13 protein-coding genes are annotated in these 13,823 nt (G+C 40.7%); 5 read left to right on the plus strand and 8 right to left on the minus strand.

Annotation, left to right across the window (positions count from 1 at the left end):
* Nucleotides 1-288: 288 nt before the first annotated feature.
* The 4 genes from xylB to JOC74_RS15745 form a co-directional block, all read right to left on the minus strand.
* A complete protein-coding gene (gene xylB, locus JOC74_RS15730; RefSeq protein WP_053601969.1) occupies nt 289-1,749 on the minus strand; it encodes a xylulokinase in 1,461 nt (486 codons plus the stop codon).
* Between the two features lie 86 nt (nt 1,750-1,835).
* The gene (locus JOC74_RS15735) at nt 1,836-2,291 is read right to left on the minus strand and encodes a GNAT family N-acetyltransferase (RefSeq protein ID WP_053601968.1); all 456 of its coding nucleotides are present in this window, start codon (nt 2,289-2,291) and stop codon (nt 1,836-1,838) included.
* Nucleotides 2,292-2,387: 96 nt separating this feature from the next.
* Complete coding sequence (locus JOC74_RS15740; RefSeq protein WP_053601967.1) at nt 2,388-5,525, minus strand: MMPL family transporter; 3,138 nt, start codon at nt 5,523-5,525, stop codon at nt 2,388-2,390.
* Complete coding sequence (locus JOC74_RS15745) at nt 5,522-5,986, minus strand: MarR family winged helix-turn-helix transcriptional regulator (RefSeq protein ID WP_053601966.1); 465 nt, start codon at nt 5,984-5,986, stop codon at nt 5,522-5,524. Before JOC74_RS15745 ends, JOC74_RS15740 begins: the two co-directional genes overlap by 4 nt.
* A 189-nt stretch (nt 5,987-6,175) precedes the next feature.
* On the opposite strand from JOC74_RS15745, the gene pepF reads away from it, so the two are divergent.
* Nucleotides 6,176-7,993, plus strand: a complete 1,818-nt coding sequence (gene pepF / locus JOC74_RS15750) for an oligoendopeptidase F (RefSeq protein ID WP_053601965.1) — start codon at nt 6,176-6,178, stop codon at nt 7,991-7,993.
* Nucleotides 7,994-8,087: 94 nt separating this feature from the next.
* On the opposite strand, the gene JOC74_RS15755 is transcribed toward pepF, so the two are convergent.
* The 3 genes from JOC74_RS15755 to JOC74_RS15765 are packed head-to-tail and all read right to left on the minus strand — an operon-like array spanning nt 8,088 to nt 9,926.
* Entirely contained in the window at nt 8,088-8,672 is a 585-nt protein-coding gene (locus tag JOC74_RS15755) for a TetR/AcrR family transcriptional regulator (protein WP_053601964.1), read from the minus strand.
* A 28-nt stretch (nt 8,673-8,700) separates the two neighbouring features.
* Nucleotides 8,701-9,477 carry a DNA alkylation repair protein gene (locus JOC74_RS15760; protein ID WP_053601963.1) on the minus strand — a complete coding sequence of 259 codons (777 nt, stop codon included), beginning with the start codon at nt 9,475-9,477 and terminating at the stop codon, nt 8,701-8,703.
* A complete protein-coding gene (locus JOC74_RS15765) occupies nt 9,474-9,926 on the minus strand; it encodes a VOC family protein (protein ID WP_098945172.1) in 453 nt (150 codons plus the stop codon). The genes JOC74_RS15760 and JOC74_RS15765 overlap by 4 nt, the downstream gene beginning before the upstream one ends.
* Nucleotides 9,927-10,170: 244 nt before the next feature.
* Between JOC74_RS15765 and JOC74_RS15770 the strand changes: the two genes are divergently transcribed.
* The 4 genes from JOC74_RS15770 to JOC74_RS15785 all read left to right on the plus strand — a co-directional run bounded on the left by JOC74_RS15770 (nt 10,171) and on the right by JOC74_RS15785 (nt 12,390).
* The gene (locus JOC74_RS15770; protein ID WP_211086219.1) at nt 10,171-10,959 is read left to right on the plus strand and encodes a helix-turn-helix transcriptional regulator; all 789 of its coding nucleotides are present in this window, start codon (nt 10,171-10,173) and stop codon (nt 10,957-10,959) included.
* Nucleotides 10,960-11,000: 41 nt separating this feature from the next.
* Nucleotides 11,001-11,360 (plus strand): VOC family protein, encoded by a 360-nt coding sequence (locus JOC74_RS15775; protein ID WP_053601960.1) that lies wholly within the window; start codon nt 11,001-11,003, stop codon nt 11,358-11,360.
* A 23-nt stretch (nt 11,361-11,383) separates the two neighbouring features.
* Nucleotides 11,384-11,755: a VOC family protein gene (locus tag JOC74_RS15780; protein ID WP_225970309.1), complete on the plus strand. Its 372-nt coding sequence runs from the start codon at nt 11,384-11,386 to the stop codon at nt 11,753-11,755.
* Between the two features lie 164 nt (nt 11,756-11,919).
* Complete coding sequence (locus tag JOC74_RS15785) at nt 11,920-12,390, plus strand: hypothetical protein (protein WP_053601959.1); 471 nt, start codon at nt 11,920-11,922, stop codon at nt 12,388-12,390.
* Nucleotides 12,391-12,565: 175 nt separating this feature from the next.
* Here JOC74_RS15785 and tuaH read toward each other — a convergent pair whose 3' ends face one another.
* Nucleotides 12,566-13,735 carry a teichuronic acid biosynthesis protein TuaH gene (tuaH, locus tag JOC74_RS15790; RefSeq protein ID WP_053601958.1) on the minus strand — a complete coding sequence of 390 codons (1,170 nt, stop codon included), beginning with the start codon at nt 13,733-13,735 and terminating at the stop codon, nt 12,566-12,568.
* Between the last annotated feature and the right edge of the window lie 88 nt (nt 13,736-13,823).

The raw sequence follows: 13,823 nt of genomic DNA on the forward strand, positions 1-13,823 counted from the left end.
TATGCGCGATCTTTTCGGTTTATGAGCGATCTTGATCCTGTTATGCGCGATCTTTCTGATTTATAAGCGATTTTGGACCGATATGCGCGATCTTTCTGATTTATAAGCGATCTTGGTCCGGATATGCGCGATCTTTTCGGTTTATAAGCGATCTTGATCCTGTTATGCACGATCTTTTCGGTTTATGAGCGATCTTGATCCTGTTATGCGCGATCTTTCTGATTTATAAGCGATCTTGGACCGGATATGCGCGATCTTCCAATTTTATTTACGATCTCAATCTGCAATCTATTTTAGCTTCACATACAGTTCCCGATATTTCTCAAAGCCTTCTTCATAAATCTGATTACGTTCCAAGTCAGGCGTTATTACGTTTTCGATGTCCTCGCGTGCCGCCTCGCCCGGAGTTTTCCAGTGGCCGATTCCGATGCCTGCAAGAATGGCGGCGCCGATCGCTGGCCCTTCAAATTGGCCGGATTTTTTTAGGCGGACGCCTAATACATCGGCGAGGATTTGGCACCAAGCTTCACTTTTTACTGCGCCGCCCGTGACAACGAAAGATTCGCTTTGAATGATATGTTTGATGAGTTCATGGCAATCCTTCAAGCTATAAGAGACTCCCTCCAAGACCGATCGCATAAAATGTTTTCTGCGGTGGGTCAAATTCATTCCATAAAAGACACCTCTCGCTTTTGAATCGTTATGAGGCGTTCGTTCTCCGGATAAATACGGCGTAAAGATAAGCCCGTTTGAACCCGCTTCAACATCCTTTACCTGATTGAGCATATGTTGAAAATCCTCTTCAATCTCAAATGCCTGCCGAAACCATTTTAGTGATTCTCCTGCAGTTAATGTAACACCCATCGCATACCACGTATTCGGAAGAGCATGACAGAAAATATGCAATGAAGGATTTGTTTTTAATAGAAATTCCCTTTCTGGCTTGTTCTTTATTGGCATGAGGACAACACCGGAAGTGCCGACACTGACCAGCCCTTTTCCTTCCTCGTAAACGCCATTTCCTACAGCTGCCGCGGCATTATCTGCAGCACCTGCAACAACAGGTATGCCTTCTTTCATTCCGGTTGCTTTTGCCACACTGCTTTTTAGCCTTCCTACGATATCTGTACTTTCAAAAACCTGCGGAAACCATTCTGGGTTTAGCCCGAGCTCGTCTATGATCGTCCGATTCCATTGGCGGTGATAAACGTCAAACACTCCTGTTCCGCTCGCGTCTGTGACTTCTGTTGCGATCATGCCAGTTAATTTAAAGTTGATGTAATCCTTGGGCATGAAAACGGTTGAAAGTCTGTTGTAGTGCTCAGGCTCGTTGTTTTTCAGCCACATAATTTTCGGAAGTGTGAAGCCCGGAAACAGAGTATTCATCGTTAACGAACGAAATTTCTCTTCGCCAATTTGGGTTAATACGTCTTCGCATTCTTGTGCCGTTCTTTGATCATTCCAAAGAATTGCTTTTCTTATCACGTTGTGATCCGAATCCAAAAGGACACTACTGTGCATTTGTCCTGAAACACCAATGGCTTCCACTTTGGATGGATCATTCGTTTCAAACAATTCTCTCAAAGCGCTTACACTTGCTTTCCACCATTTTTCAGGATCATGCTCGGTCCATCCTTCCTGCGGGACATCGAAGGAATAAGAAATTTCCGCAGATTGAACAGGCTTCCCCTCTTTATCTAGTAATATTGCTTTTGTACCCCCTGAGCCGATATCGATCCCTAAAAACACAATTTTCCCTCCCCTTAAACGTTTAAGTTAAGTGCTTACATTTATTAAAATATACAATCAGTAGTTTGTCAAAATCTGCAGTGCTTTTATAGATTTCTTTCAAACATGACCATATCAAGTGCCTGAATCCCATTCTCAAAAATAGGCTTTGCATATTTTTCAAAAAAACCTCTGCGAATCTCGGTCATTCGAAAGCCCGCTTTTTGATAGAATGCGATGTTTTCTATGCTGGAATTAGCTGTACCAACAATTATTTTCTCCATTCCTTTATAAATGTCAAAGGTCTTTTGCAGAACGGCTTTTCCAATGCCGCGCCCTCTCCACTCTGGGACTAACGCTAAATTTTTCAACTCTACCACTCGTTGTTGATGATAAACAAATAGAATAATGCCGACAAGCTGTCCATCCATGGAAATAGAGTACATATCGCCTTCATTTATGTATTGTTTTACGATTTGCTCATCTTCATCGGCAAGAAGCAAGTAATCCAAATATTTCTCCCGATCATTCATTATTATTTCTTCCAAATGAACGTTTTTCATCGAACCCCTCCAATGACAACTTTCTGTTTCTCTATTTTGAAGTTATAACAAAAAAGCTGATTTCTCAACCTGTAAGAAACCAGCTTTTCACATCAATTATTTTTTGACAAACGGATACCAATTCGCTTTTCCGAACATCTTTGCCATAACCGGAATAAATAGCGGCAAGATAAATAGCGCGTACAGGAACAGGCCAATTAAGGTGACTGTTGAGATTTGCAGAAGGGACAAAACGCCGGATGGCATCATGGCTGCAAAGGTTCCGCCAAGGATAATCGCTGCTGAAATAATTACTGTTCCCATTTTTTTCATAGCCAGGTGCATGGCCTCCGCTATTGGAAGCTCGTGATATTCTGTAAAACGATCCATTAAGAAAATGCTGTAGTCCACCCCTAAGGCGATTAATATTACAAAAGCAAAAAATGGGACTGCCCAGCTGATCCCGCCGTAGCCTAATAGATCGACATAGATGATCTCCGTAAACGCCATTGCTGTATAGTAGGTAATCACTAAAGAAAGAATTAAGTAAAGCGGCATTATGATGGAGCGCAGCATGAGTACGAGAATGATACCTATCCCAACAAGCATGAGAATAACCGTATTGGAGTAGTCGCTATTTGACATTTCTCCTAAATCTGCAGAGGTGCTTGTGATTCCTCCGACAGCAACAGTTGCATTTTCCAGCTTAGTATCTTTTGTTGCCCGATGTACTGCTGATTTGATGTCACTAATTTCATCGATTGCTTCATTGGAATACGGATTTTTTTCAAAAATAACATCAAACGTCATAACTTTATTATCATCCCGCAAATACGTTTCCAATGATTCTTTGAACTCATCTGAAGTCAATGCTTCTTCAGGGAGATAAAAGCCGGCCGCATTTCCCGATGATGCCAATTCAGTTAAATAGTTCTCCGCTGATCCTAAGCCTTTATGAATTTGATCCAACCCTTCCGTGCTTGAAGAAAGACCATCCGTCAACTGAGAAATTTGACCATTCATAGTACCGAACCCATCAAGAAGCTCCTTCTGCCCGTCATTGACAGCATCCAATCCGTTTGTTAATTGTGGAAAATTATCATTAAGCTGCTTTTGTCCATCTGCCAGCTGAGCAAGCCCGGCCTGCTGCTGCTCCAAGCCATCGATCAATTGAGTAAGCCCTTGTGAAATCGCTTTTTGCCCTTCAATAATCGTTGTTGTTAAGGATTGATTTGCCGTTTGAACCCCCGACGTTGCCCCTCCCAGAGTTTGGTTCAACTCATTCAATCCACCCGACAAGCTTCCAGTTAATCCGATTAGCCCAGGGTTTTTCTCGGTTCCATCACCGTTTAATATCTTGCGGATTTCCTGGTAATCAGTGTCCTGTTCAAGGCCTTTTGTGCCAAGATTAGCGACATGAGTGTTCATAGCTTTCAAATCTGCGGATACACCTTTTAATTCGGTTTGTACATTACCATATTCCTTTTCAAGTCTCGTTAATCCGCTCGCGGCGTTTTCATAACCTTGTAAAAGCTCATTGCTTCCGCTTAAAAGCTCTTCTGTATTTTTCTTTAATTCTTCCAGGCCCGCTTTCAGCTGGGCTGAGCTTGCTGTGCCCTGCCTCATGCCTTCTTCAAGCTTGGTCAGGTTGTTTTGCACCTCGGACATACCTGATTTAAGCTCCGAAGTTCCTGAAATGAGGTCGTTTATCCCATTTGTCGCTTCCTTCATTTGCGGCTCTGATTTCTTTAGCTCATTGTTTGCATCATTTAATCCGTCCCGAATTTCCTTAACTCCAGAGTTCCCTTCGCCGATGCCTTTTTCAAGCTCCTCCGCTTGATTGCTCACAAAGAAGTCCTTGATTACTTCCCCTGTCGGTCTTGTAACCGAGCGTACGGCACTCACATTGTCAACCTTCCTCAGTTCCTCAGAAATTCCTTCTGCGAGCCCCATGTACTCCTGTGAATTCATCTCTTCATCATTTTTCAAAACGATTTGTGTTGGCATTGACTCACCAGGCCCAAAATGATCGGAAATTAGATTAAAGGCTTTTACAGAACCGACATCGTCTCCCACCTCTTCAAGAGAATTGTAAGAAAGCTCTCCGTCATAAAAAAGTAAAGCGGGAATCGTGACCACTGCTACAAGAAGCAGGGCTAAAAATGGCCGGGCAAGAGAAAAGCGTCCAATCACATCCCATAGCTTACTGTCTTTATGTTCAATACTCCCTTTCGATGGCCAGAACAACCGTCTTCCGAGAACTGCCATGAAAAATGGCACGATCGTAAGGAGTGCAACGAGTAAAAGCGCAACTCCAACAGCAACACCTGAAGCCGATTGATAAAGTTTAAACTGTGAAAGCCCGATCGCAGCAAAACCGATCATAACGGCCAGCCCGCTGAATAAGACCGTTTTTCCTGCTGTTCGGTAAGTTTCTGCGATTGCGTCAGTTATATCCTCGTGCTTAGAAAGCTCTTCTTTAAAACGGCTTAATAACAGAATGCAATAGTCGGTTCCAATCCCAAACAATATGACGACCAAAAAGATTTGTGTATAAGAAGAAATTGGAAAGTTGAATGTATCAACCAGCATGGCAACGACTGATTGGGCAGCTATATATGTAAATCCAACCGTTACAAGAGGAATGAGTGGTGCAACAACCGACCTGAAAACCAACAGCAATACCGCCAATATGAAAACGAGCGTGATACCTTCCGTACGCCTGAGCCCTTCTTCAGTCGTATGGTTAAAATCATTATCGATCATCCAGCTGCTCGTGTAATAATGCTCCAACTTGATATTATTCAATTTTTGATAAAGCTGATTTGTCAGCTCCTCTGTATCCTTATTTTCCATATTTATCGTAATCGCAGCCAAAATCGACGTTTCATCTTCGGAGACGAGCTCAGATTTCAAAGAATCGTTCGTGAAGTGGGAAGTAATTTCCGTAATGCCCAGCTCGGTTTTTTTCTCGTTGAGCGTTTGTATTGCTTCTTTTGCTTCCTCGTAATCTTCTTTAGTCAGTTTGTCATCTTTATGAAAAACGAGCGCTACCTGAGACTCATCGCCTGAATCAGCTTCTTGCGCATTTGCTAATATGTCATCAGCAAGTCTGGAAGAATATCCTTCCGGAACTTCGATATTTCCTTTTTCACTCACTAGTTGAGTCATATTCGGAGACAAAAATAACAATACGGCAACTGCTGCGATCCATGCGGCAAGCACGAACCATCTTCCCTTTACGATAGCTCTCATTTCGTCGTTTCATCTCCATTTTTTTCGAATTCGGCCAACAGCCTGTTCAGCTTTTCATACGTTTTTATAAATCCCGAAATCTCCTCATCGTTAAATTTAGAAATAAAGTTCCCGACAATCTTGTAAATTCGTTCTTCACATTCGTCGTAAAGCTTTCTGCCTTCCTCCGTTAACGATAAATAAACAACTCTGCGATCATTTTGATCACGTCTTCGTGAAATGAGTTTTTTGTCTACTAATCTCTTAATAATCGAAGTGACCGCACTTTTTTCCACATCAAAATGCTGGGCAAGTTCTGTTGACGTACACTCCCCGTTACTAGCGACAAATCTCATCGTATAGTGCTGATCGACGGTTAAATCACTGATTAACTGTTGTTTTGTCAGCCGATCTCCTCTCCTATGTACGGATAACGAAACTTCAATATACCTGTTTATTAATTCTTTAAGCTTGCAGCACATAAGGGAAACTCCTTCTCTTGTTTAATAGTTAAACTGTTTAACAATTAATATCTTTAACTATAAAAAATTATTATTTGAATGTCAACATTTATTTCCAATTGACTTGAGATTTCGAATACTCTTCCTTCTGGATAAAGATTCCGATATACTATTTAGAAACACGAAATTTTTTATGTGGGAGGGTACATGATGGAAAAAACATTTGAAAAACGATTTGTCCGTTCTGAAGTGCCAGAAGAATTGACATGGAACTTAAACGATTTATATCCTTCAATCGAAGCCTGGGAAGAAGACCTGAAAGCGATAGAAAGCGCAATTTCTGTCGTATCGAAATATAAAGGAACTTTTCATGAGGGTTCAAAGCGTTTATATGAGTGTTTAATTGAGGAAGAAAATCTGTATCTATCATTTGTAAAAGCTGCGACTTATGCCTCACTGCTCCAATCTGGAGACAGCACAGACCCCGTCAATCAAGCCAATGCATCACGAATCGCTTCGATAAGCGCAAAAGTGAATGCGGGGCTATCGTTTATTAAGACTGAAATTCTTTCACTTCCAGACGGCACCATTGAAGCATACATAAAAGATGAAGAGGGTTTAGAACCTTTTCGCAAAACGTTAGAAGAAATTTTAGAACAAAAGCCGTATACCCTTTCCGCTGAAACCGAAGAAGCGTTAGCCGCCTTAGGAGAAGTTCACAGCGCTCCATACAAGGTTTATCAGACGGCGAAGCTTGCGGATATGCAGTTTGCGCCAATCACTGATGATGATGGGAACGAGCTGTCCAATTCATTTGCATTATATGAAGGCAGATACGAATTTTCTCCGGATACAAAGGTACGCCGGAAAGCTTATGATTCCTTTGTTCAAACCCTTGAGCAATACAAAAATACCTTTGCCGCTGCCTATGAGACGGAAGTAAAAAAACAGGTAACCACGTCCCGCTTGCGAAGCTATGATTCTGTCATCCAAATGCTGCTTCATCCGCAAAAAGTCACTATTGACATGTACAATAACCAATTGGATGTGATTTACAAAGAACTTGCTCCGCATATGCGACGGTTTGCCCAGTTAAAGAAACGAGTGTTAGGTCTTGATGAAATGAAGTTTTGCGACCTTAAGGTGCCGTTAGACCATGATTTCAGTCCGAAAACCTCATTTGAGGAAGCAAGTGAAGTCATCCTTGAAGCTCTCCAGGTGATGGGACCTGAATATGCGGACGTCATGAAAACCGCATTAACAGAAAGATGGGTCGATCAAGCGGACAATGTCGGTAAATCAACTGGAGCTTTTTGCTCAAGCCCTTACGGTGTCCACCCATATATTTTAATTACGTGGACAAATTCCATGAGAGACGCCTTTACCTTGGCCCATGAGCTTGGACATGCCGGTCATTTCTATTTCGCGAATAAGCATCAGCGTTTTATGAATACCCGCCCGTCTCTTTATTTTATTGAATCGCCGTCAACCATGAACGAAATGCTTCTCGCTCAGCACCTTTTCGCGAAAACAGATGACAAGAAGATGAAACGCTGGGTCATCAATCAGCTCATGGGAACCTATTATCACAACTTTGTCACTCATCTTTTGGAAGGTGTCTACCAGCGCGAAGTGTACAATTTGGCTGAAGAAGGGACACCTTTAACTGCTGTCACGCTAAGCAAAGTAAAAGGCGATGTGTTGAAGGAATTCTGGGGTGATGCCGTTGCATTGGATGAAGGTGCGAGCCTGACTTGGATGCGCCAGCCGCATTACTACATGGGACTTTATCCATACACCTACTCTGCCGGGCTAACCGCGTCGACTCTTGTCTCCCAAAAGATTAAAGAAGAAGGCCAGCCAGTGGTCGACAAGTGGATAGACGTATTAAAAGCAGGCGGAACCAAGAAGCCAAACGATTTATTAAAGCATGCAGGAGTAGACATGTCCACGCCAGAACCAATTAAACAAGCAGTCGCTTATGTCGGATCGCTGGTGGATGAATTGGAGGAGCTGTATCAAGATTAAGAAGTTAAAAACTATTCCAATAATGTTTATTCGGAATAAGAATTGGGCGCTCTTATTAGCTAAGGATGCGCCCATTCTGCATAAACGGATTTTCTTAGCGTTTAAAACCATTTAATAATAAGGAAATGGCTGTCATCGTTTGCTCTAGTGATTCCCCATCTTCGGGATTTTCTGCAATCCAGAGAGCCGATTCATTCAGAGCGCCTGAGACAACATGAGTCATTGCATCTATCGATACCGGTTTTAGATATCCTTGCTGATTCAAGAAATGAAGCTGTTCACGCAAATGCCTCATGGAGTTTTGCTCATCCATCTTGCGCCAAACCTCTTGGCCGATCACTGCAGGACCGTCTATAAGCAAAATCCGCTTGTTTCGGGGTTCTACTGCAGCCGTAACAAAAGCACGGCACCCAAGAAGAAGTTGTTCCCATAAGTCATCGCTCTTGCTTGCTTCAGCTTCAATTCGTTGTGCAATTTCTATTTGTACGGACTCTAGTACAACATGAAAAAGTCCTTTTTTATTTTCGAAATGGTGATAGAGTGCTCCACGTGTCAATCTGGCCTCATCTACAATATCCTTTAGGGCTGTTTCCGCATACCCGCGTTCTGTGAAATAATTTCTTGCTATATCAATTAGCTTGCGAATCGTTTCATTTGTTTCTTCCTGCTTTTTTTTCATGATCAATTTTACTCCAATCCATGTTCCCTTATAGATTTTTCAATAATTCAAGCACTTCATTATCCCCTGCTTTGGCCTGTGATCTTAATGCGTGGCGTGCGATCCATGAGATATATTCCCCTCCGTATTCCAAGCGATCACGAATCCACTCGATCGTCATTTCCTTATAGTCTTTCGTTAAATCATTTAAATGATTGGCCACCGATTTTCTCACATAGAGTGAAGAGTCATCCAGCAAAGGCTCCAGCAAGACAAAATTATTTGCAGGGTCTCCTTTGATAGCATCTATTCGTTTTGCCCAAGGAAGAATAGGACGTGTTCCCTCGCTGACTAGTCTTCGAATATGAAAGTTTTCATCCTTCGACCAAGTGCTCAAAATTCTTATACAGTCATCCACATGGTTAATCAAATAAGGACGTATAGCATATTCGGATGTATGTCGTTTTGTGATCTCATATAGGGCATTCATCGAAACTTCGAAATCCTGCAGCCCATATTTTTCTACAAAATGGGCAATAGGCATAAGAAAATATCCGTCTGTAAACATACCCTTCTCTGTTTTATTTTCCGGGCCAATAATATTCAGTAAAATTTTCAAGGATTCCGAATAATGAAAAGGAAGAGCTTTATTTAACTCTTCAGTAATAACCGCGACTCTGGCCTTTAACTCTAGAGGTTCCACTTTTTTTGCAACCGAGGCTGCAAATGCTTCACCAGGAAATTCTGGATAGAATGGTTCAATCAAAGCAGAGAGACGGTGAGCCAATTCGACTCCAAAGTAGTTTTTCAAAGGTACATATGTCATCCATTTGCACCTTTCCCATCATTAACCCATACATTCTCATGATATTGACTGCTTAGTTCCACTGATGGCGGGATGATTTTTATTATATCAATCAAGACACCGTTAGGATCAGATGTAATAAAATGACGCTGTCCAAAATCTTCATCCCGAATATCAAGCTGGAGAGGGAGCTTTTCTTTTAATATAAGTCTTTTATATTCCGTATCCACATCGTCCACTTCAATATTAAGAATCAAACCTCTCACTGTCTTTTTGAAGCCATCGGGAAGAGTGGAGTGTGATGAGTCCAACAGAGCCAATTCGTAAGGCACTTTGCCTCGAGTCATTTTTAAACTCACATACCAGTCAGCTTCAAAAACAGGCTCAAAGCCAAAATAGTCGATATAAAAATTGGAGCTAAAAGAAACCTGGTCAGTTAAAATAACTGGGTAAAAACTGTTTGGTATCAATGGAACTCTCACCTTTCGTTATAAGTTGTTTTTATTTTAACATACAAACTGTATGTATGTTAAAATATATTATGGATGAAATATTTTGAACAAAGTCACACTTTCTTGCAAAATGAAAATGAATAAATCATAGCGCACGTTACAACCAATATTTTCAATTTATTAAAAAGGATTTCTTATGATTCTTCTCGAATACAGCAATGTTGCGCTAAAGAATTAATAAAATGCTGAAGGGGTGAATAACTTGAATCAACTCATTGTTACGAAAGCGATCCACTTTATGAGGGAACATAAAAATACGCAAATAACAATTGAAGAAGTCGCAAAACACGTCGGCTACAGCACTTATCATTTTACAAGGCTGTTTAAAGATACTACTGGTATTTCTCCCCGCCATTATTTATCCGCGATTCGAATTGAGGCAAGCAAAGAAGAATTAATGAAGCGATCCTCTCTGGTTAAAGTGCTTCATTCTGCCGGTTTAAGGAGTCAGGGCTCATTTTCCTCCAGATTTAAAAAATATGTCGGTCTCTCCCCGAAAAAATTTCAATCGGATACCGCTTTTTTGGCAAACCTTATGAATCGATACAAAAGCCAAGCTCTTCCGCCGATCCTTCCTAATCGCAAAACAGCACCATTTATCAATTGCAGCATAAAAACGGAGCAATCATTTAACGGCCTTATCTTTGCCGGCCTTTTTCCCCGCCCGATCCCCGATCAAATTCCCATTTTAGGAACGGCATTGAATAGCAGTAAACGAAAATGTATGTTTTCAGACATTCCGAGCGGGACCTACTATTTGTTAGCAGCAGGTATTCCTTGGAGCTTAAATCCGATGCATTATTTTATACTCGATCAATCTCCAAGAGGAAGCTATCCTGCACCAGTAATAGTTAATGAAGAGACTCAGCTTGACCTTACAATCGAACTAAGAGAACCGCATCCCTGTGATCCTCCCATATTAATCAATCTCCCTATGCTATTGCACCAGGCTTTAACACAGCAAACTAGAAGAAAATTTCGGCATTACTAAGTTTTATAATGAAATGAACCAAAGTAAAAGGAGGAAGATTAATGAGTCAAGTATGTGTTATCGGAATTTATGTTCCAAATATTCAACTAGCAATCGATTTTTACACGAATGTTTTAGGTTTTCATGTTGACAAGCACTATGGTGAAAAAATTGTTACACTTGTTCACGGTGAGCTGCCGATTGTGCTGGAAGAAACAGAAGAAGCTGAGCTTAGACCGGAAATGCGCACTTCGGGAGTCGTTTTAGCTTTAAAAACAGACGATATTTTTGACACCGTTAGGCATCTAAAAGAACATGGCGTTACTTTTATTATTGAAGAACCAAAGGATTGTCCGCCTGGCAAATTGATTAGCTTTCAAGATCCTTTCGGAAATGTACTAGAGTATTTACAATTTAACTGAGGAGTTCTTTTATGATCTAAGATATGACGGTTCAAGTACGCGTTTTACATATAGAAGATGGACAAAAATGGTATAGAACCTTATTGAAAAGAGAGCCCGATTTTCTCCCTCACGCCGGATTTGTGGAGTGGGAAATCATACCCAGATGCTGGCTGCAGGTCGCTGAAGGAACACCGACAGAAGGAAACGGACCGATTCGTTTAGGTGTTGATGACATCGAAGTAGAACGAGAGAGAATGGTGAAAGAATGTAACATCGAACCATTTGAAATTTACACTAGAGAAGGCGTCCCAGTTAAATGGGGGACATTTTCTGATCCATGGGGTAATTTAATCGGATTTTATGAATACTTGAATGAAGCTGAAAAGAAAGAAAAGATGAATACCCTAAGCTGAAGAAGAGGCAGAGATAAAGGGCAGAAGCACATATACTGGGTGGAGTAGCACATATATCCTGAATGAGGCACTTATACTACGCAAGTTGCAAATGAGAAACCACACAAATTCACAAAGATAATACAAGCTATTTCAGTATCTTCAAAAAATTAAGGAGAATATTTATGACAGACTATATTAACCTCGAAGATGAAGAGATCATTTATTTTGTATTTAATTTAAATTGGTCGCTACCAAAAGAAACCCAAAAGGAAGCCATTTCCGTTCTTTCACAGCTTCCACCTGATAAAGTTGATATGATAATCCCTAAGTATGGAAAAGAATGTTGGGAAAATGGAGTATTCATATTAAATGAAATAGGACATCCAAGAAATAAAAAGGCCTTACCAAAACTGGCACAGTTATTGCAAGATATAAATTGGCCGGGAGCATTAGGAGCCATTGAGATTTTTAGGAGCATTGGAAAGCAGATAAGTACTCCTTACATCGAAAAAGAATGTGAAGAAGCAATAGAATGTAACGATGCACAATGGCTCGATCATATCCAAATGGCATGTGACAGTCTAGGAATTACTTCTGAAGATTTTAATAATAAAAAGCTATTTTATCAAATGAAGGAGCTTGCTGAAGAGTAATATTTGGCTATAAGCTATCTTAAGAAACGCCCGTGCAGACTAACACATAAATCAAAAAGCTGAATAATGATAGTATGATTTTCTACAGTATTACCAATATTTCGTTGTACGATCTGACATAGTATACAAGCAAAAACGAAACAGCATCCTAAAATGAATGCTGTTTCTTCTTTTGTTATTTCGATTCTACAGCCTTCCTATACATCGTTTTAAATATTTCCTGCCAATCGTGTTTCTGTGCCAACTCAACACGTTCTTTTGTAAAAGGCAAAGAATCTTTAAACAGGGTTTCACACGCTTTCACAAATTGCTCGTCCGAATCATCGATATATTCGTAAATCATAGGCTGGCTATATTTTTTAGTAGACGGCAGATTCATTCCGACAACAGGCTTTCCTGCTGCTAAAAACTCAAATAATTTGAGCGGAAATACGGCCTTATTATATTCTGATGATTTATAGGGCAAGATGCCGATATCCAGCTTGTCCATATATTCAGGTACTTCAGCCGGAGGTACCTCTCCTACCCAATTCACATTTTTATTCGTTAGCAGCTGTTGAAAAGATGGGCTATTATTCGTTGCATCCGGACCCACCAACAGCAGCTTCCAATCTTCCTTCTCCGACATCACCCGGTTAAGAAGTTCAAAATCCAGTTTTGGCTTAATACCCCCAATGAAGCCTAGTACAGGGCCCGAAGCTTTACCTGGTGATGCTTCTTCTGACCACTCTTCGCCTTTTGAAAATGCCTCAAATTCAACCCCGTTTTCTAACGCTGTGACTTGTGTTTTTTCATTCAGCGATTGATTTCCCTTTACTTTTTCATATAAAAAATCAGATGTACAAAAGATGTTGTCGGCACCAGCAATTATTCGATTTTCAGCAGATGAAATGCTTTTTTGCCGAAATTGGTTGATAAGATTCTTTTTGCCGCCCATTTGTATGGCCCACAAATCACTGCAGTCGTAAGTCACACGATCCCAAGAAATGATCGTTTGCAAGAGCGGAAACCCAGGGAAGGTGTGCCACAAATATTTCTTAGCATCTTGATTGTTTACATACCGAATGAGTTCATCCAATTTGTTTTTATAAAAAATATCGAAATATCTGGCGAACCTAAGCATCCGGTTCGATGATATATCAGCTACAAAATACTGCTTAATCTTGTCGGAATACGAATGAAACTTATTCGAATGAGGGCTTGAAGTCGGGCATACCCAGATCACTTCAGCTGTGTTGTCTTTTTCAGCAAGAAATTCTGCTAATCTGTGTCTTCTATATTTCAAAGCGTCGTTGCTCCACTCACCTGTTGCTACGATAACGTGAATTTCTTTATTGTCGGTCATTTCTAATCTCCTTAATCATCTTTGTCCGCATAATACCCATTATAACAAGAATAGCATCTAGCATTCGCTCAATTTTTCAAGAAAAGAT

This window comes from Bacillus capparidis (assembly GCF_017832095.1).
In the GTDB taxonomy this organism is placed as follows: domain Bacteria; phylum Bacillota; class Bacilli; order Bacillales; family Bacillaceae; genus Bacillus; species Bacillus gobiensis.

Bases quoted from the DNA above. Each gene is read 5' to 3' on its own strand.
- JOC74_RS15745 (WP_053601966.1), bottom strand. From the start codon at position 5,986: ATGTGCTGCAAGCTTAAAGAATTAATAAACAGGTATATTGAAGTTTCG.
- JOC74_RS15780 (WP_225970309.1), top strand. From the start codon at position 11,384: ATGACGGTTCAAGTACGCGTTTTACATATAGAAGATGGACAAAAATGG.
- JOC74_RS15740 (WP_053601967.1), bottom strand. From the start codon at position 5,525: ATGAGAGCTATCGTAAAGGGAAGATGGTTCGTGCTTGCCGCATGGATC.
- JOC74_RS15735 (WP_053601968.1), bottom strand. From the start codon at position 2,291: ATGAAAAACGTTCATTTGGAAGAAATAATAATGAATGATCGGGAGAAA.
- JOC74_RS15775 (WP_053601960.1), top strand. From the start codon at position 11,001: ATGAGTCAAGTATGTGTTATCGGAATTTATGTTCCAAATATTCAACTA.
- tuaH (WP_053601958.1), bottom strand. From the start codon at position 13,735: ATGACCGACAATAAAGAAATTCACGTTATCGTAGCAACAGGTGAGTGG.
- JOC74_RS15755 (WP_053601964.1), bottom strand. From the start codon at position 8,672: ATGAAAAAAAAGCAGGAAGAAACAAATGAAACGATTCGCAAGCTAATT.
- pepF (WP_053601965.1), top strand. From the start codon at position 6,176: ATGGAAAAAACATTTGAAAAACGATTTGTCCGTTCTGAAGTGCCAGAA.
- JOC74_RS15760 (WP_053601963.1), bottom strand. From the start codon at position 9,477: ATGACATATGTACCTTTGAAAAACTACTTTGGAGTCGAATTGGCTCAC.
- JOC74_RS15785 (WP_053601959.1), top strand. From the start codon at position 11,920: ATGACAGACTATATTAACCTCGAAGATGAAGAGATCATTTATTTTGTA.